Raw genomic sequence first — 18,888 nt, 5'->3', positions numbered from 1 at the left:
GAATTATCTTCTAGATGGCAACTGTGCTATTTCAAACAATCTGTCTGAAAACAGTATAAGGCCTTTCACTTTAGGAAGAAAAAATTGGCTCTTTAGTGGAAGTCCACGAGGTGCTGAAGCAAGTGCAGCAGTCTACAGCATGATTGAAACGGCTAAAGCTAATGGATTGGAGCCATACAGCTATCTTGAATTCCTGTTTAAAAATCTGCCTGGTGTCCAATTTGAAGCACATCCTGAATTCTTGGAAGAATACCTGCCCTGGGATCCATGGGTTCAGTCTTCCTGTAAAAATGACAAGTGATAGATTACGACCATTTGAGATGTATTTCAAATGGTCACTTATTTTTTACCTACACCACACCAGGTAATTTATCGCTTACAAAAGATGAGACTTTATTAGGAGTTGTTGAGTTTGCACCACCTCCTATCAGAAAAAGCAAAGGCTAACTAATAATATGATTGTGATATAATAAAAAGGAGGTTTGAGGTTTATGGAATTAAGGAAAAACAATGTTGTGATTATATCGCAAGATGTAATTCCGTTATTAGATGATTTGGCACATGGTGACTCACTTGATGAAAATGTACGTATTTCAATAGCAATAAGTTTGTTTATGGCTAATAGTGTTTCTTTAGCAAGAGCATCAGAAATTGCAAAACTTTCATTAAATGATTTTATATATACGCTTAAATTAAAAAATATACCCTGGAGTGAATATACCGATGAAGATATGAAGGAGGATGAATTAGCATTAAAAGACTTGATGAAGGAGTACAAAGATGATTAAAGTTATCTGCAATTCTAGTCCTATCATAGGTTTATGCATTATTAAAAAATTAAATTTACTATGGCAACTTTTGATAAAGTGTATGTAACTGAAGAGGTGTATAGGGAAGTTGTACAAAATAATGAGTTAAGACATTATGGCGAGCAAGAACTCATTAATGCAGTGAGAGATAATAAAATGATAATTTATAAAGTACAAAATAATGAGTTGATTGAGGCAATGATGGGAAGATTGCATCGAGGTGAGTTGGAAGTAATACAAGCAGCTAGAGAATTAAATATAAGTAGAGTTATTATTGATGATAGATCTGCGAGGAATAGAGCCAAAGATATGCTGCTTAAGCCAATTGGAATCATAGGTATTTTACAGCTGACAAAGAAATTGGGCAAAATAAATCAAATTAAGTCATATTTGGATATCCTTATTCAAGAAGATTATAGAATTTCAAAAAGATTATATTTGGAATCTTTAAAGATAGCTGATGAAGAGAAAAAAATATTTAAAAACAAGCAGTCTTAAATATACGATAACAGTATGTTGAGAGAATAGTTATATGATTCATATTTTGCATAAATAAATATTCCAATAGTAAGTAAAATATTTTTAGGCAAAAAACAAAAAATAAAGAAAGGACTCCAGCATTACCTGGCTGAAAGGCCTTCTTCTGCACATTGGTCTTTTCAAGAAGGTTTTTCAGTTCTTCAGACCACTGGTGCTGCAGATTGTCCGTCGTTTTCTGAAGATCCCTCAGCAGATGGACATTGCACTCAATATTGCTGAAGCTGTACTCCCTGTTATAATTCACCTTGTTGTGGTCATGCATGACTGTCGTTTCCTCCGGCAGCAGTGCAGCTGGAACTCAAGGAATACAGAAAATACTGGAATTTACAACAGAATACCAACTGACGGATGAGCCCCTCAGGATAGATGTGCTGGTGGTGAAAAAACTTAAAGAAATCGAGATACACAAATCTTTGGAAAGAATATTTAAGAAATACAATATACTCGAATATCAAGTGATTCTAAGATTCAGGTGGAGTTTTCTTATAAGGAATACTTATCTCCACATGAATCTTAGAAGAACTTATCCAGGCGCATAGCAGTGCTTATCTCCCAACTTTGAAAAAGTTGGGAGTATTAGCAATGGTAGCGTTCGGGCAAGTCTCCTACAGACTATATATCAATAGACAATTATTACAAGGCTAAAGCATATGCTTATCTCTATAAAACACTTTCAGAAGAAACAGATAAGATTAGTATAAATGAAATGACCATAACACTGACTTCCAGCAGGTATCCCAGAAAATTGATTGATTATATGAAGAATGAAATGAACACTGATGTAGAAACAGCTGGCAGCGGCATATATTATGTAAAAGGTACGGACATAGATACTCAGATTTTAGTGTCAAAACAATTAGATGACAGAGAAGCTGGATATTTAAAATTGCTTCAGGTACATCAGAAAGATAAGAATTTGACAAAAAACTGGATAGAAGAATACATAGACAATATAAAAAATCCATTATATGCAGTTATAATGAATGTACTTGCAAAAGCAGATCCTGACGAAATATTGGAGGTGTATAAAAATATGGGAGTGCCAAAAATAAGTGAGAGCAACATGGAGTTTCTGATGGACATGATGAAGAAGTTTGAACTTGACAAAAAACTTGAACAGAAAGGTAAGGAAGAAGGTATAGAGGAAGGAATAAAACAATTGATATTGAAACAATATGGCAAGGGACTTTCAGTAGAATATATAGCAGATATAAATGACATTGATGTTGAGAATGTAAGAAAGATCATAGAAAGATCTGATTTATCAAGTGATTCTTAGGCTTAGATGGAATCTGCTTGCGGGCTATATAATTTATCCAGCAGAAGCAAATTACTGATATACTGTATAATTATATATGCAATGCTTAGAATATTTGAAGTAAATGTGGGAATGGGTATAGATTTGTGTAAAACCAAATCTATACCCATTATTTTGTATAATGAAATGGTAGATTTGGAACAATATTCTTAAATAAATTTATGAGGAGTTTCAAATGAACGAGATTAAAATGCATAGCTTAATCAGATTGGTGCTGGAATAAAAATAGTACAAGAGAAATTGAGAAAGTTCGCAATAAGGATTAAAATAAATATAAGAGATGGGGGAACTTATCATGAGAAAACAACATGACAAACAGTTTAAAGAAAATTCTGTAAGATATTACATGGATCATAAGGAACTTGAAATACGAGGCTGTGCCCTAAACCTTGAATAGGTGTCAGTATTATGGTGCTCCTAAAATTACAAAAGAAATACGAAAAACCGATAAAAAAATATCAGAACTGTGGGGAAATATATGAAGGAACTTGGAATTAAAGCTCAATATGTAAAACCATATACTATTACTACAAAGGATTCTGATTTCAGCAGTAAGCTAGAAAACATTTTAAATGGGCAGTTTAATCCTAACCTAAGATGAAAATAAAATGTACTAATTGATACATAAATAATTGACTTTAAACAAAAAATAGTGTATCATTTTATTAAAAAGGAGCATATTATTATACGAGGAGTGAAGCAATGAATTCGTACTATAACCAGAACTATTCTCGAGAAGAAATCGAAGATATTCTTGAAAAAATCAAAAAGTGTGTCTGTAATAATAGATTTACGATTTCCCGTAATACTAATAGGCAGGAGAACATTGATTTTATCAATGAGTACAATATTAGAAGCGATAAACAAAAAAGTATATTACTAAAAATTCAAGCAACCGATTTTTGCCACTCCTTGCAGAATACCAACATAGGATATGAATATGAAGTTTTATATGTGTTTGTTCCGCAGGTTGAATTGTTCAATTCAGATGGTGAGCAAGAGATAGTTGATATTTATACAAAATTTAACATCATCGATTTACCTTCAGGAACTCGAACGGTTGTGATTTCTTTCCATAAGCGAAATAAGCCGATTGAATATTTTTTTAGATAAAATATAAATTAAAAGGAGGATCCATTATGAAAGCCAAAAAAGTTTTCTGTGAAGAATGCAGAAATGATGTCACCTACACTGTTAGCAGAACCCAGATGGAAGGCGCCATTAAAGGGAAGAAATATTCTTATACTGGAAAAGAAGCTCATTGTGATGATTGTGGATCTGAAGTTTATGTGGCAGGGCTAAATGATTATAATTTAAAAGCATTGTATGATGCTTATAGAGTGGAAAACGGAATTGTTTCTCATGATATTGTTGTAGCCATACCAGAGAAGTACGCAATAGGGAAGCGCCCGCTGTCGCTTTTGTTAGGCTGGGGAGAACAAACATACTCTCGTTATTATGATGGTGATTTGCCAACTAAACAGTATTCTCAAATATTGCAGAAGATTTATGATGAGCCGCAATACTATGCTGAAATTTTAGAGGAGAATAAAAGCAATTTAAAAACACTTGCTTCTTACGAAAAAAGTAAAAAAGCTGTAGAAGCTATCCTTGGTTTAGAACAGAGTGATGAATCAAAAATTAATTTGGCCATTGAATATCTTTTGAACCAATGTGAAGATATTACTCCGCTGGCTTTACAAAAAGCACTTTATTATATTCAGGGATTTTACTTTGCTTTTTACAATACATTTATCTTTAGTGAAGACTGTGAAGCATGGGTACACGGTCCTGTTTATAAGGAAATATATTTTAGATATCGTGATTACCGATTTGATGCAATCAATGGGAATAACGAGGAATTCGATAGTTCAGTCTTCTCATCACCTGAAAAAGGGATTTTAGACAGTATAGCAAAGAATATTTGTTGCTATAGTGGTAAAGTTTTAGAACATTTTACACACGCTGAATTGCCCTGGTTATCTACTAGAGGTGAGTTAAAAGCGAATGAGCGATCAGGACGGATTATTGAAAAAGAACTGATTGGCAAATACTTTAGTAATGTTAAGGATAAATATAAAATGATCAATCCTAATGATATCAAAGACTATGCCCAAAATATGTTTAATCAAATATAATTGAACAAAAGAATATGACGAGCTCATGCTTGTTTAGAAAACTTTGTCTAAGAGGTCACTTTATATAGTGGCCTCTATTTTTATAATTTTGCTAAATTAAAAAAACGAAATGGAGAAATTTCTCTGATAAAGTGATTTTTTAGGTACATATTGCTTGATATAATAATAATTTTGTATGACTAAATTTGGTAATATATAAAAGTTTAATTCTCTAAAAGGAAATTTAAAAATATATAGAAATAATATCTTTCTATATATTAGAAAGATTGGAAGGCATTAAAAATGACAAGACATAAATTTAAAAAAGCATTATCATTTTTATTTTTGACTACTGTTTTTTCGATTACAACGTTTAGTTTCGGTTAGTAGTATAGTTAATTCAGAATCGGTAAAATTTGTACCTATGTTAAGTGGAGGTCCAAGCCCAAGTGCCGCATGGACTTACGGAACTTCTTATTATCATACTTTTACGCATAATCAACTAAGAACATTAAATAACAAGTATCAATCTACGATAAGGTCCTTTAATTATGTTTCTGGACAATATGAATATAGTGACCGTACTCAGTTAAAATTAACGTTGATTATTTCTACTGGATCCAATACAAAATTGCTGAAAAATAAAGATAATTATCAGTTTTACTATTGTAAGAAGGAGATTCATGAACTTGGAGTGATAACAGTAAAATCGCCTTTTGAAAATGATATTAGGATTTATGATAAGGAACGTACAATTTGTGATTGTTTAAAGAAAAAAGCAGTTTTTGATGAAGATATGGTTCTTTCTGCTGTTAAACAATATTTTCGTGAGACAGGCAATGACTATGCCAAGCTACTTAATTACGCTGAAATTCTAAAAATCAGAGATACAGTAAAACAATATATGGAGGTATTAATCTAATGCTTCGTATATTAGGCATTTCATGTTTAGGGTATAATTTATGGCTGCATCTCTTACCTTCCAATCGGCAAAATAGGAAACAGTGCGTAAAGAAAAAAATCAAGAAAATTTATGATAAATCACATTAAAATTATGGTGCTTCTAAAATTACAAAATTGTAAATAGAGTTTTACGTTTCTAGATTGCTAAAATTTTTATAAGTAATAAATATTAGTCAAAAAAAGAACAAATGTTTGCATGAGATTAACTTTTTGTGAGAATAATATATGATATAATAAAAATAACAAAGCAGGGTGGTTGATTGATTTGATAGATGAAAGGCTCAAGTGATTCTTAGGCTTAATCTGAAGAAGCTGTTGAAAAAATATAATGATATCGACTGTACGGAGGATGAAAGGGAAAAAATAGAAAAGAGTGTAAAAGATATTATAAATAATATGGACAATATAATAAATGATACATTTGGTGATAAAAGCTTGTTTGCAGGCAGACAGGTCAGTATAGATACCAGTTTATTAGAACAATTTTGATTAAGGATAAGAGGGTGTGTGTTTTGATGACTGGATACAGCCGTTATTGTACTTTTATGAAAAATTTGGAACTGCTAAAATAAATGAATTGTTAAGTAATTAAGGAACAAATGTTTGAATATATCAGATTTTTTATGACCATAATAAAAGTATAAATTTTGTTGTGGAAAGAGCTGAGTGATATGGATTATAATAAAGTAGAAGATGTAGTCCTGAAAAGTATATAAGTTGGTGGTCTAATAAAAAAGAAAGGATGTAAGTGTTACAGTATTAATAAATATCATATAAAGATGATTATTAATATGTACCCAATGTTAATGGGGAATTTAAGCCTTTGGAGTTTTAAGGCCCTCCAGTAGTATTAGAAATAATGTGAAAGAGAACATAATGAATGAGGAATGAAGCATAGAAGTAGTATAAATTGTTATGCCATATAGTAATTTGTAACTTTTTATGAGCTTTAAGTAACAGACAAATTATTGAATATAGATAAAAACAGTGTGGATAAGATAATTGAATTTCTTGTGGAAAATATAAAACCCTATTTGATATATTTATTTGGCTCTAGTGTAAACGGAGTTTTTAGGATGGATAGTGATGTTGACATTGCATTTATCAGTGATGTTGAAACTTCCGACTACGAAATATTTATGTTGGCGCAAAAACTTGCAGATATATTGAAAAGAGACATTGATTTGATTGATTTAACAAAAAGGGCGTAATTCTCCTATCTTCTCTATAAGTGGGAGATGAATAGTCCTTGTTATTTTAGGTTCGATGCCTAAAATAATAACTACTTGACGAATTATTATATATGATGTATTCCAAAATCAGTGGTAAATATATAAATGAGGTAAAATAAATTGATTTAGATACAAATAATCATTCAGTATTTTTGCTAAATTATCATTTGGTATTGGTTGTTAAATATAGGAGAAAAGTAATAAATGATAAAATATCAAATATGGGAAGGGTACTTTTGGAGTAAAAGTTATTGTCTTATAACAACTGGCGGTGCTCCAATTGATATAGTTAAGGAGTACATTGAAAATCAAGGAATGAAATGAGGTGAAAATATGTTAAAAGCTTATAAATACAGGATTTACCCGAACAAAGAACAAAAATTTTATTTTGTTAGAACTTTTGGCTGTGTCAGGTTTATATATAACCAAATGCTGTCTGATAGAATTAAATCTTATAAAGAAAACAAAGATTCGGATATTAAAAAAATTAAGTATCCTACTCCGGCACAGTATAAAAAAGAATTTGAATGGCTTAAAGAAGTTGACAGTCTTGCTCTGGCAAATGCTCAGATGGATCTAAATAAAGCATATAAAAATTTCTTTAGAGATAAATCAATAGGTTTCCCTAAATTCAAAAGTAAGAAAAGTAACTATAACAGTTATACAACCAATAATCAAGATGGTACTGTGTATATTCAAAACAAACGTATCAAATTACCTAAATTAAAATCCATGATAAATATAAAACAGCATAGAGAATTCAACGGAATAATTAAATCATGTACTATATCCCAGGTTCCGAGTGGTAAATATTTCATATCTATACTGGTTGATTGTGAGATTAAAAAGCTGCCTGAAGTAAGTAAAAAAATAGGAATAGATGTGGGGCTAAAAGAATTTGCAATATGTTCAGATGGATATAGAGAGGCCAACCCAAAATATCTGAGAAAATCAGAAAAAAGGCTTGTCAAACTTCAAAGGGACCTATCAAGGAAGAAAAAGGGCAGTAATAACAGAAAAAAAGCCAGGTTAAAGTTATCTAAATTACACGAGAAGATAGTGAATCAAAGGACAGACTTCTTAAATAAGTTGTCAGTAAACCTAATCAGAGAAAACCAATCTATAGTTATTGAGGACTTGAAAGTTAAGAATATGCAGCAGAATCACAGGCTGGCAAAGGCAATAAGCGAAGCAAGCTGGAGTGAATTCAGAAGAATGCTGGAATACAAGGCCGAGTGGTACGGCAGAAAAATAATAGTGGCACCCGGTAATTATGCAAGTAGTCAATTATGTTCAGTTTGTGGATATAAGAATAGAGAAGTAAAAAATCTTGCACTCAGGGAATGGATTTGCCCTAAGTGCGGCACACACCATGACAGGGATATAAACGCCAGTAAAAATCTGCTGAAATTAGCTTTATAATTTTAGTAATACACTGAGGTTGGTTCGACCTTTAGAGCTTAGGTAAACTTGTTCCATTAGGAATATTGACTAAGAAGCCATCCACTTCTATAAGTGGTGGTAGTTCACAGTTCAAGTAATAGCCAGGGGAAAAACATGTATACTGCATTGATAATAAAAGTATATAAGATGTATAGTGGGGTGATTATTTGAAACTTGAAGAAAAATTAGGAATAAAAAAAGAACTGTTGATACAAATTCAAAGCATATTTTCAAAATTCAAATGTGTAGAGACAGCAGTTATTTTTGGCTCCAGGGCAAGAGGAGATTACAAGTACAATTCTGATATAGACATAGCTGTTTCAGGAAGTAATATGACATTTAGAGATTTTAATCTTATTTGTGATGAATTAAATGGACTGAATACAGCTTTTACTTTTGATTTATTAGAAAGGTTGGCATTTAGACATGGATTTATTACAGACGGAGATGATTGGATAACTATGATGCTTGATAGAAATAGAACTTCCTATGTATATGATGAAAAACTTGCCTTGGAAATATTCAATAATATAAAAACACGTCATATAAAATTGCTGAATATGCTTGTCGAAAAATTTGAGACAATTTTAAGTTAGAATATAGTATCCTTTAGGTTAAGAATTTATCCGATGGCTGTCAGCTTTATATTTACAACATTGATAATATTACTTTTGAATTTTTCCACTGTTATCGCTGTATATTGATATTGAGTTATTCTTGAATTTAGATAAAAATTTTTAAAGTATGCAATTTATTGCACGATAATTTTTATATGTATGAACAAAATATTTGTTAAGGAGATGCTTGTATGGATATAGCAGCACTGTCAATTGTAATGAATCAGTCAAAGGTTCAGCAGGATGCAGGTATAGCAGTTATGAAAATGGCTATGGACGGAAATAACCGGACTGCAGCACAGATGACTGAGATGATGTCGAATGTTTCGATAGATCCCAATTTGGGGAATGGTATAGATGTCAGGGCATAAATTGATATGTTCCTGTCAGCCAGACAGTTGAAAGAATAAAAAATTCAGCGAAGTGCCAGCCTATTATGAGAATATTAAAAGAGGCGGTAACAACACCACCTCTATTTTAAATATTTATATATGTCTTCAAGTTTTTTAAAGTCCAGTATTTCATCAACTATTATTTCAAGTATGGTAGTGTCAGAATTTTCTATTTTTGTTCTTATATCATCAGGTAAAATACCAAATTTTTTAGTCAGCAGTTTAGTAGATGTCCTTATAAGTTCTTCTCTTCTACCCTCTTTCTTACCTTCTTCCTTACCTTCTTCCCTTAATAGTCTTCCAAGTTCAGTCATTCCAAACACCTCCTTGATTTTATCCATATTACTGCCATCTGAAAACTTTTCAGCAAAAGCATATAAAAGAGCTAGGCAATTCATTTGGTTTTTCTTATTTTTTATTTCTTTAGCCAGTTTTATAGATTCTAATATTCTCTCATTTTTATCTTCAGTACTGTTCATTATAGGTAAAAACACAAGAGATAATAAATCGTCGCTGTTTAAAATATCGCCAGCTTGTATTTTGTGCTTTAAGTATTCGTATTTTACATCACCATTGAGATCATTCATATAAAAAGCACTGACTGAATATTTAATAGATCCTATGTTTATATTTGTTTCGGCTTTTTTGACGTTAGAAGAATAGACCACAATTGTGTTTACAGGCCTGTTTTCTTTATAATATAAAACTGCATCATAGGCAAGAAACCTTGAAAGATCACTTTTCCTGTTTGTAGTTTGAAACTCAAGGTGTAAAAAAGAGTTATCGTCCAATAAAAATGTGTAGTCCATAAAAGAAGTGTCTATTTGGAGATTTTTTGACTCAGTTCTAGCAGCAGTAATTATTTTTGATTTTATACCGAAGAATTTAAGAGCATCTTCTTTGAAAACGTCTAAGATGCTTTTCATTATAGCATCTTCAATGTTTTTGGTTTTTCCCGCCATGGATTGAACTCCTTTGCCGTTTAATAGCTATATCTATAATTATATATTATCATATGTTTGATATTGTTGAAAGAGTTTTATATAGTGTTATGTATTCCTTAGAATAGCAGGGATGCATTTGAAATATTATTTCGAAATGATATTATAGATAAAAAACTTATGGGTACGTGTACCTACTGTTTGATGCCAAATAAATAAGAATCTGCTATAATAAATAAAGAGATAACCAACACTTAAGGGCGTGGAAACTTTGACGGGGATACATGATTTTGATGCAGCATAGAAAATCATATTGGAAGCCTTCGAAGCAGTAGATTCAGAGATATATCTTTCTTGTTTTCAGAAGTTCTTCCTCCGGCGGCCAGACTTTTGGGGGAAAACGGTTTATCATAAACTTTAAAAATATTGGGGGCAGTAAAATGATACTTAAAGAAATTTCAAAAAAAATTACAGGATTAAATACGGAGGCGGCCGAGTGTGCCCGCAATTTGCAGGACAGTCTCGTAAAACCGGCTGGCAGTTTAGGTGTGCTTGAAAGCATCAGCATTCGGATGGCGGGCATTACAGGCAAAGTAAAAAGCAGCATAGAGAAAAAAGTGCATTTTGTGTTCGGGGCGGATAATGGCATCTATGCGGAAGGTGTGACTGCAGCCCCGCAATATTTTACAAACTTTTTAATGCGTGGTTATGCTTCAGAGAAAAAATGCGGGATCAATGTTCTTTGCGAGTATAACCACGTGGACCTTCGGCTTGTTGATATGGGAATTATCGGTGAAATTGAAGATCCCCATATTTATAACAGAAGACTTATGCCAGACGGCACTAACGATTTTTACAAAGAGAAGTCTATGAGCCGTGAGATTGCTTTAAAAGCAATAGAAGTGGGTTTTGAATTCGCAAAAACTGCATTCAGTGAAAGCTACGATATCATCGGAGCCGGCGAGGTTGGCATGGGCAACACATCCACTGCGGCAGCCTGTATCATGGCGGCGCTTGGAATAAATGATGCCGAAAAAGCCGTTGGAAGAGGCGGGGGACTGAGTAATGAAGCTTTTGAAAATAAAAAGCGGGTGATTACCGCAGCACTTGCTATGCATAAACCCGATGCAGATGATATTGTAGATATTCTTTCCAAGGTGGGCGGCCTTGACATTGCGGCAATGACGGGATTGTACATAGGCGCGGCATATTACCGCAAACCGGTGATTATTGATGGCGTGATTTCAATCGCTGCAGCATTGCTGGCATATAAATTCAATCCTCTTACAAAGGAATTTATGATTCCCTCCCATATTTCTGAAGAGCCTGCTTACAGGCTTGCGGCAGAGGAAATGGAATTAAAACCGATGCTGAATCTCGGTATGCGTCTTGGAGAGGGCACTGGCTGCCCGATTGCCATGGGAATCGTGGGCAATGCTATGGCTGTCATCAATAACATGAGCACCTTTGAAGAGGTGAATATGGATAATGAGTACCGCAAAGGTATTAAGGCGTAGGCATAGGCTCTAAACGTACTGAAAGCGGAGATGCCGAAAAAACTCAATCAATATGAGTATGTTAAAAGAGGCGGTAAAACACCACCTCTTTTTATTGTAATAAGTATTGCTGTGTAGGTGATAGGAATTACCTTAATGGGCTGAACTTTTTTGTAGTTTACTAATTATATCTATGACTATATATTATTATATGCTTGATATTTTGTAATTATAATATATAATATAATAAAATAAGCAACAGGGCGGTTGATTAATTATGCATTGTGAACTATAGATTATGGAATTGAATAAATAGGAAGGAATAAATGACAGATGAAAATTTTTATGTATAGCTGTAAGAAGGATGAACAGATAATATTGCCTCAAATAAGTAAAAAATATGGTGTGGAAATTGGCTTTTGTGAAATGCAGCCAACTATGGAAAACTGCAAACTGGCAGAAGGGTATGATTGTATCAGTATGTTGGCCACAATATTGGACAATCAGATTATGGACAAATTTAAAGGAATGGGCATTGGATTTATTTCAACGAGAACAATCGGAGTAGAGCATATTGATTTAAATCATGCAAAAAAGATAGGAGTGCAGGTGGCACATATTTTGTATTCACCCAATGCAATTGCAGATTTTGCCGTCATGCTTATGCTCATGTGTTTAAGAAAAGCAAAATATATTATGAAAAGGTATGAAGTAAAAGATTATGAACTCGGACGCAATCAGGGGAGAGAACTGCGGAATATGACGGTAGGAGTAGTGGGAACCGGACGTATTGGAAGAACAGTCATAAAAGAAATATCGGGTTTTGGATGCAAAATACTGGCCTATGATTTATTTGAAAATGAAGAGACAAAAAAATATGCAGGCTATGTTTCTTATGATGAGATACTGGAAAAATGCGACGTTATTACTTTTCATGTTCCAGCTGTAAAAGAAAATCATCATATGATTAATTTGAATAATGTGTCCAGGCTAAAGCCAGGTGTGGTTATTATCAACACAGCCAGAGGATCCTTGATTGACAACAGGGCGCTTATTAAGGGAATTGAAGAAAATATCATTGGTGCTGTGGGAATGGATGTAATAGATAATGAACCGGTATATTATAACTTTGACCACAAGGATATGAGGCTTGAAGATCATGATGCAATTATATTGGAGAGCTTTTCCAATGCTATTATAACACCCCATACGGCATTTTATACGGATCAGGCAGTTCATGATATGGTGGAAAATTCGGTTGCAGCGTGCTGTCAGTATATGAAAAAAGAAAAAATAGACTGGAGGATTGTATAATATCACTTGATGTTTTAAAACAAAGGAGATTTTTTAAATGGGATATTTATCAAAACTAGCCGTGGATTATCCTGCCTCAGGAATTAGGCGGATGTTTGATCTGGCAGAACAATATGATGATGTAATTAAACTTACTCTTGGAGAACCAAATTTCGATACTCCTGCTAATATTAAGGAAGCAGCCAAAAGGGCCATCGATGAAGGATATACTCATTATTGCCCAAATGCAGGTTTGTACGAGCTGCGTGAAGCAATAGCTGATTACTATAAAAAGTATTCAAAAGAATATACTTCTGAAAATGTAATGATAACAGTAGGTGGATTGGAAGCGCTGGCGTTAAGCCTGCTTACAACCATAAATCCTGGTGATGAAGTCATCATCCCGGATCCCGGTTTCTCCAATTATGTGGGACAAGTAATGATGGTAGGGGGAAAACCTGTAGCTGTTCCAGCTTATGAAGAAAATGATTTTAAAATAGATGCCAAAGATATTGAAAAGGCAGTAACACCGAGAACTAAGGCGATTTTGCTTAATTCCCCAAGTAATCCTCTTGGTTCGGTGTTAAATAAGCCGGATATAGAGGCAATAGCTGAAATAGCTGAAAAATATGATTTGTTGGTATACTCTGATGAAGTGTATAATAGGATTGTTTATGATGGTTGTAGGAGCTTCAGCATGGCTCAAATTCCGGAAGTCCGCAATAGAGTTATGGTAATTGACAGTTTTTCTAAGTCATATGCAATGACAGGCTGGAGGCTTGGATACATAGTTGCAGATAAAAATATAATATCAAATATGCCTAAATTGCAGGAAGGGGTTGTTTCCTGTGTTCCTACATTCATACAAAAGGCGGCAGTAGAAGCTTTAACTGGACCACAGGCAGCAGTGGAGAAAATGGTTGGAGATTATGCACGCCGACGTGATATTCTAATAGATGGATTGAACAGCATTCCAGGTATAACCTGTAAAAAATCTCCCGGAAGCTTTTATGCTTTTCCCAATATAAAATCCTTTGGCAAAACTTCAGTTAAGTTTGCAGAAGAACTGGTAAGAGGAGCTAAAGTAGTGGTGGTTCCGGGTTCTGCCTTTGGCAAGATGGGAGAGGGTTATTTGCGCCTGGTATTTGCTAATTCAGATGAAAATTTGAAAGAAGCGGTAAGAAGAATTGGTGAGTATATTAAGAAGGCTTATTAAATAGCTGCAGCGGAATATGTTGTATCTTAAGGTTATGTCCTTTTGAGAGTATAAATTATTTCAAATATCATATATGAATTTGTAACCAGAGTACCCAGAATTTAAGGTACTCTGGTTTTTATATTGGAGCATAATTTCTCTAAAACAAGCTAAAACTAACATGGGTGGGTGATATTTATGGATAATTTCAGCATAAACAGCAACATACAAAAAATTATCGATGGGCTTGGAAATACGGATACAATTATAAAAAGATTTTTTGAAATAGGGGATAAATCTCCGATTCAGGCAGTACTTCTCTATGTAAATTCTCTTGCTGACAGAGAATCTATAAATTCAAATATATTAAAGCCTCTTATGCTTTGCACAAATGACAAAATAAGTCTTTCATCTGATATATGCACCATAATATGTAAAAGGTATATAACTTCAAGCAGTACATCTATAGAAAGAGATGTCAACAAAGCTGTATTTGCCTTGAAAAGGGGATATACTGTACTGATTATAGAACATATAAGCCAATTTGTAATAGTAGATACAAAGGACGGAAAGTACAGACAGATATCAGAGCCGCTGAATGAGTACGCAGTAAGAGGCTCAAGAGAAGGATTTGTTGAAAATCTGGAAACGAATATGAGCATGATTAGGAGGATGATAAAACATCCGGATCTCACTATTGAAAATTTTACTCTGGGAAAATATACTCAGACGGACGTAAAACTGATGTATATAAACAGCATTGCAGATGATAAGGTTATGAAAAACATACGGGACAGGTTGTCTGTTATAAACGTAGATTCAATAACAGGGGCAGGTGTTATAGAACAATACATAGAAAGCCATCCTTATGCATTGTTTCCACAGTGCTTTGCCACTGAGAGACCTGATATAGTCATAAATGATCTAAGTGAGGGGAGAGCTGTAATATTGTGTCAGGGTACACCCTATGCACTTGTGGCACCTGCACTGTTTACAGAATTTTTTCAGGCCATAGAGGATTATTATGAAAGAAGTATTTTGTCTTCCATGATTAGAATTTTGAGGCTGATTGCAGTTTTTTTAGTCATAACTCTTCCTGCGGCCTATTTGTCTTTCATAAAGTTTAATGCAGAGCTTATACCCATAAAGTTTCTTCTTCCTTTGGTAGCCACGCGAAAAGGACTTTTACTGACTCCGCTGATTGAAATATTGTCCATGGATATGGTAGTGGAGTTTTTAAGGGAAGGAGGACTGAGACTTCCTGGTAAAATAGGTCAGACCCTCAGCCTGGTGGGTGGATTCATAATTGGTGATGCTGCATTAAGGGCTCGGCTGGTAAGTCCCGCTACCCTTGTAGTGGTTGGAACAGCTGTAATTGGGACCTTTGTAATTCCCAACTATGATATGTCACTTTCTATACGTATAGTGAGATTTCCCATGATAATACTTGCGGATATATTTGGAGTTGTAGGTATTGCCGCGGGATGGTATCTGATTTTACTGCATCTGTTTTCAATGGACAGTTTCGGAGTACGTTATCTTTCTCTTAAAAGGAATGATTTAAAGGATATATTCATCAGAGCCCAGCTGTGGAATATGGACAGGAGACCAGAGGCTATACCGAATAAAAACAAGATCAGGCAGGGAGATTTCATGAAAAAATTTAGGGGGAAACATTGATGCAGAACAGCCTGGAAAGTAAAATAACTTCATATCAATTGTTTTGTATTTTAACAGGCGCTGCTGTAGGTGTAGGACTTATAAACCTTCCAAACCAGGTAGCTGAAATTGCCAGGCAAAGCGGCTGGATTTCAGTTATTATTGGCGGGATTTATCCATTATACCTGGTATGTATAGCCAGCATACTGCAGAAGAGGTTTCCGGATAAAAACATATTGCAGTTGAGCAGAAAATTTTTCGGAACCTTTCTCGGAAATTTTTTAAATCTGATTTTTATGTTCAATTTTGTACTGTACACCACAGCTGTTGCATCTGGACTGACCATCCTTCTGACGACTTTTATAATGTATTTTATGCCACCTGTAAAGCTGCTTATATTCATAGTGTTTCTGGGAGCAGTGTCCAGCTGCAGCGGACTAAAACCCATGGCAAATATAAATGAAGTGATCTTTGTATGTACTGTAATTGTTTCCCTCCCCGCAATTGCTTCATTGGCCAAGGGAAAACTCATAAATGTTCTTCCACTGTTTGGAGTTGATATTAAATCTCTGCTCAGGGCCAGCACTGAATCCTGTTTTTCCTATGGAGGAGTGGAGATAATTTTTTTACTATACCCCCTGCTGAGTGACAGGAAAAATTTTAAGAGCTATGCGTTAAAAGGAGCATTATTTCTAATAGTTTTGTACGCATCTACAACTTTTTTGACAATATACTACTGTGGAATAGACCTTATAAAAAAGTCCTACTGGGCAATGCTCCTGGCCACCAAATCCATTGAAGTGCCTATAATAAATAATTTCAGATTTGTATTCATGTTTATGTGGAGTATAATAAATTTCAAAACTATCTCCAACAATTATTTTGCCTCGGTATTTGTCCTGCAGGATCTGCTTAAAAAGTTTTCAATAAAGAAACTGTCCCTGGTCATGTACCCCCTTATGACAGCAATAGCTTCTACTTACATAAATGAAGAAGCCCGGAGAGCTTTCTTAAAATTCGCAATTCCCAAATATACTTTGTTCAATATAGCCTACCTGACTACAATATGCTGTATGGCACTTATAAAGAAGGATGGTCTAAATGAAAAAGAATAAATTTTTAATTATAATACCGCTGATGATTATGATATTTTCGTTTTTTATAACGGGAATGGAAAGTACGGATTCAATTGAAAATCTGGAAATAGTAGCGGGGGTAGGTAATGATATTAGATGCAGAAGTGACAATTCAATAGAATACAGTGTGCCTTTGTCTGCCTATGTATTCGACGAATCCGGTGAAAGCAGTGAGAATACCAGGATAAGCAGTACAATAAGGGATGGTGTTGCAAGAACTTTAGGTGCAACAAGAGAGAACAGACAATCCGTATCGGACAAAAAGAGCATACTGGGATTTGAGAAGGTATATGTAGTAAGTGAAAGCAATGCTGTTTATGGGATAGGAACTGTAATGGACATATTATTCAGAAATCCCCAGTTAAATGATACAGGTTATTTTGTAATATGTAAAGGCAGGGCAAGAGATATGCTCTCCTATAAAGTAAAGGGCTATCCAAGTTCTTCCGATTTTATAGAGGGACTTCTGAAAAATGAATTCAATTACGCTTTTTTCCCAAAGGATACAAAGATAACAAATGTATATTCTTCTCTCCATGTCGAAGGTGTTAATCCTGTGATACCATATATTGAGATAGGCAATGATGGTATAAAGGTATCGGGGATGGCCTTGTTTAAAGATGAACGTATGGTGGCAAGATCAGATTTTGATGACAGCAAGTGGATTAACTTGATGGGAAATGACAAAGGACGCGGAATTGTAAGCCTGCAAAAGACTTCAAAAAATTATTCGGATTTCTATGCGGATTCGTCAAGAAAAGTCCATGTAGATAAAATTGATGGAAAACTTCATTTTACAATAGATTTAAGATTAAAGGGAGATATAGTTACAAACACCTATTTCAAGGATCTCTCAAAAAATAAAGACGTTAAAAGGGCCTTTGAAAAGAAAATTGAAGAAAAAGTACGCAAGAATTGCTACTCGATTATAAATAAAATGAAAAATGAATATAAAATGGACTGCATAGGACTTGGACAGTATGCTGCAGCCAGATATGGAAGGTGGAGCAATACTGATTGGAACAGTGAAGTGCTCAATTCCAGTATAGATGTAAATGTAAAAGCATCCATAAAAAGCTGGGGACGCGGTTCTTTTGAAAACTAGTGGGGTCTGACCCCATAACAAAAAATGGAAATTACATTTAAAAAGTAATTCGCTTATAGAGAATAATTTACATGGATTCTGTGGAATCTTTTGAAAATAATTCAGTAAGAGTATGTCCGAATAAGATACCTAAAAATATAAATGAATAGGGATATTCAAACATTATTATTGTTATAAATCTAGTTGATGCAATTATTTTTAAGCATGTTAAAGTATATAAGACAAATATGACAAAAAGTAAGATACTCAATGATAATTTGGGAATATCCCAGATTATGGTTCCACGGCACTTAAGCTGTTCAATAAAGTGCTGAACATTTAATATAAAACCAAAAACTATGGACATCAAACTGATAAAAAGAAGCAGTGAGATTACATCGAAATTGCTTTTTACAATTTCTTTCATTATATTGATGAAAATTTCAATAAATACAAGACATACAAGTGTAATAATCAAGAAAAAACAGGATTTAATATTTTTATTCACAATTAATTCCTCCAAATTATATTTATAAACATATTTAAACATAATTTCCAATAAGACAATTATACCACATAAGAATCAGGGGATATAGGTAAGCTATTTGACAAAAATATAATGGATTTTGGATAGTAACTATATTTATATGCTT

The 18,888-nt window shown here is 33.8% G+C and carries 22 protein-coding genes and 1 pseudogene; 21 read left to right on the top strand and 2 right to left on the bottom strand.

Features of this window, described 5'->3' with window-relative positions:
- The 15 genes and pseudogenes from CLLU_RS02435 to CLLU_RS02350 form a co-directional block, all read left to right on the top strand.
- A partial coding sequence (locus CLLU_RS02435) for an IS66 family transposase (RefSeq protein WP_146127585.1) occupies window positions 1-301 on the top strand: 301 nt, incomplete at its 5' end.
- Window positions 302-491: 190 nt separating this feature from the next.
- Complete coding sequence (locus tag CLLU_RS02430; RefSeq protein WP_106007979.1) at window positions 492-788, top strand: UPF0175 family protein; 297 nt, start codon at window positions 492-494, stop codon at window positions 786-788.
- A gap of 60 nt (window positions 789-848) precedes the next feature.
- The gene (locus CLLU_RS02425; RefSeq protein WP_207655931.1) at window positions 849-1,307 is read left to right on the top strand and encodes a PIN domain-containing protein; all 459 of its coding nucleotides are present in this window, start codon (window positions 849-851) and stop codon (window positions 1,305-1,307) included.
- Between the two features lie 302 nt (window positions 1,308-1,609).
- Window positions 1,610-1,888: a hypothetical protein gene (locus tag CLLU_RS02415; protein WP_106007977.1), complete on the top strand. Its 279-nt coding sequence runs from the start codon at window positions 1,610-1,612 to the stop codon at window positions 1,886-1,888.
- Between the two features lie 206 nt (window positions 1,889-2,094).
- Complete coding sequence (locus CLLU_RS02410) at window positions 2,095-2,628, top strand: RpnC/YadD family protein (RefSeq protein ID WP_146127584.1); 534 nt, start codon at window positions 2,095-2,097, stop codon at window positions 2,626-2,628.
- Between the two features lie 517 nt (window positions 2,629-3,145).
- Window positions 3,146-3,268, top strand: a complete 123-nt coding sequence (locus CLLU_RS19280; RefSeq protein WP_276329472.1) for a hypothetical protein — start codon at window positions 3,146-3,148, stop codon at window positions 3,266-3,268.
- Between the two features lie 101 nt (window positions 3,269-3,369).
- Window positions 3,370-3,780, top strand: coding sequence for a hypothetical protein (locus CLLU_RS02395; RefSeq protein WP_106007974.1), 411 nt, complete (start codon window positions 3,370-3,372; stop codon window positions 3,778-3,780).
- 26 nt (window positions 3,781-3,806) lie between these two features.
- Window positions 3,807-4,805: a type II toxin-antitoxin system antitoxin SocA domain-containing protein gene (locus CLLU_RS02390; RefSeq protein WP_106007973.1), complete on the top strand. Its 999-nt coding sequence runs from the start codon at window positions 3,807-3,809 to the stop codon at window positions 4,803-4,805.
- A 403-nt stretch (window positions 4,806-5,208) separates the two neighbouring features.
- A complete protein-coding gene (locus CLLU_RS02385) occupies window positions 5,209-5,706 on the top strand; it encodes a type IV toxin-antitoxin system AbiEi family antitoxin domain-containing protein (RefSeq protein WP_106007972.1) in 498 nt (165 codons plus the stop codon).
- Window positions 5,707-6,032: 326 nt separating this feature from the next.
- The gene (locus CLLU_RS02380) at window positions 6,033-6,236 is read left to right on the top strand and encodes a hypothetical protein (protein WP_106007971.1); all 204 of its coding nucleotides are present in this window, start codon (window positions 6,033-6,035) and stop codon (window positions 6,234-6,236) included.
- Window positions 6,237-6,715: 479 nt separating this feature from the next.
- Window positions 6,716-6,958, top strand: coding sequence for a type VII toxin-antitoxin system MntA family adenylyltransferase antitoxin (gene mntA / locus CLLU_RS02375; protein ID WP_106007970.1), 243 nt, complete (start codon window positions 6,716-6,718; stop codon window positions 6,956-6,958).
- Window positions 6,959-7,098: 140 nt separating this feature from the next.
- Window positions 7,099-7,303 (top strand): annotated as a pseudogene (locus tag CLLU_RS02370) (transposase).
- Between the two features lie 9 nt (window positions 7,304-7,312).
- Entirely contained in the window at window positions 7,313-8,401 is a 1,089-nt protein-coding gene (tnpB, locus tag CLLU_RS02365) for an IS200/IS605 family element RNA-guided endonuclease TnpB (RefSeq protein ID WP_106007969.1), read from the top strand.
- Between the two features lie 188 nt (window positions 8,402-8,589).
- Entirely contained in the window at window positions 8,590-9,018 is a 429-nt protein-coding gene (locus CLLU_RS19010; RefSeq protein WP_242977457.1) for a nucleotidyltransferase substrate binding protein, read from the top strand.
- Window positions 9,019-9,230: 212 nt separating this feature from the next.
- Window positions 9,231-9,410, top strand: a complete 180-nt coding sequence (locus tag CLLU_RS02350; protein ID WP_106007968.1) for a YjfB family protein — start codon at window positions 9,231-9,233, stop codon at window positions 9,408-9,410.
- A gap of 101 nt (window positions 9,411-9,511) precedes the next feature.
- On the opposite strand, the gene CLLU_RS02345 is transcribed toward CLLU_RS02350, so the two are convergent.
- Window positions 9,512-10,393, bottom strand: a complete 882-nt coding sequence (locus CLLU_RS02345; RefSeq protein WP_106007967.1) for a DUF4351 domain-containing protein — start codon at window positions 10,391-10,393, stop codon at window positions 9,512-9,514.
- A gap of 419 nt (window positions 10,394-10,812) precedes the next feature.
- Between CLLU_RS02345 and cobT the strand changes: the two genes are divergently transcribed.
- The 6 genes from cobT (at window position 10,813) to CLLU_RS02315 (ending at window position 18,256) form a co-directional block, all read left to right on the top strand.
- On the top strand, window positions 10,813-11,889 hold the full coding sequence (gene cobT, locus CLLU_RS02340) for a nicotinate-nucleotide--dimethylbenzimidazole phosphoribosyltransferase (RefSeq protein ID WP_106007966.1): 1,077 nt from the start codon (window positions 10,813-10,815) through the stop codon (window positions 11,887-11,889).
- 312 nt (window positions 11,890-12,201) lie between these two features.
- Window positions 12,202-13,182 carry an NAD(P)-dependent oxidoreductase gene (locus CLLU_RS02335; protein WP_106007965.1) on the top strand — a complete coding sequence of 327 codons (981 nt, stop codon included), beginning with the start codon at window positions 12,202-12,204 and terminating at the stop codon, window positions 13,180-13,182.
- Between the two features lie 37 nt (window positions 13,183-13,219).
- Window positions 13,220-14,377, top strand: a complete 1,158-nt coding sequence (locus CLLU_RS02330) for a pyridoxal phosphate-dependent aminotransferase (RefSeq protein WP_106007964.1) — start codon at window positions 13,220-13,222, stop codon at window positions 14,375-14,377.
- A 177-nt stretch (window positions 14,378-14,554) separates the two neighbouring features.
- On the top strand, window positions 14,555-16,036 hold the full coding sequence (locus CLLU_RS02325) for a spore germination protein (protein WP_106007963.1): 1,482 nt from the start codon (window positions 14,555-14,557) through the stop codon (window positions 16,034-16,036).
- Entirely contained in the window at window positions 16,036-17,130 is a 1,095-nt protein-coding gene (locus CLLU_RS02320; RefSeq protein ID WP_106007962.1) for a GerAB/ArcD/ProY family transporter, read from the top strand. The genes CLLU_RS02325 and CLLU_RS02320 overlap by 1 nt, the downstream gene beginning before the upstream one ends.
- On the top strand, window positions 17,117-18,256 hold the full coding sequence (locus CLLU_RS02315) for a Ger(x)C family spore germination protein (RefSeq protein ID WP_106007961.1): 1,140 nt from the start codon (window positions 17,117-17,119) through the stop codon (window positions 18,254-18,256). The genes CLLU_RS02320 and CLLU_RS02315 overlap by 14 nt, the downstream gene beginning before the upstream one ends.
- A gap of 67 nt (window positions 18,257-18,323) precedes the next feature.
- On the opposite strand, the gene CLLU_RS02310 is transcribed toward CLLU_RS02315, so the two are convergent.
- Window positions 18,324-18,743, bottom strand: a complete 420-nt coding sequence (locus CLLU_RS02310) for a hypothetical protein (protein WP_106007960.1) — start codon at window positions 18,741-18,743, stop codon at window positions 18,324-18,326.
- Between the last annotated feature and the right edge of the window lie 145 nt (window positions 18,744-18,888).

The organism is Clostridium luticellarii (assembly GCF_002995845.1).
Lineage (GTDB): Bacteria > Bacillota > Clostridia > Clostridiales > Clostridiaceae > Clostridium_B > Clostridium_B luticellarii.
Note: the sequence above shows the minus strand (reverse complement) of the source record. Positions and strands in the feature narration are given on the sequence as shown.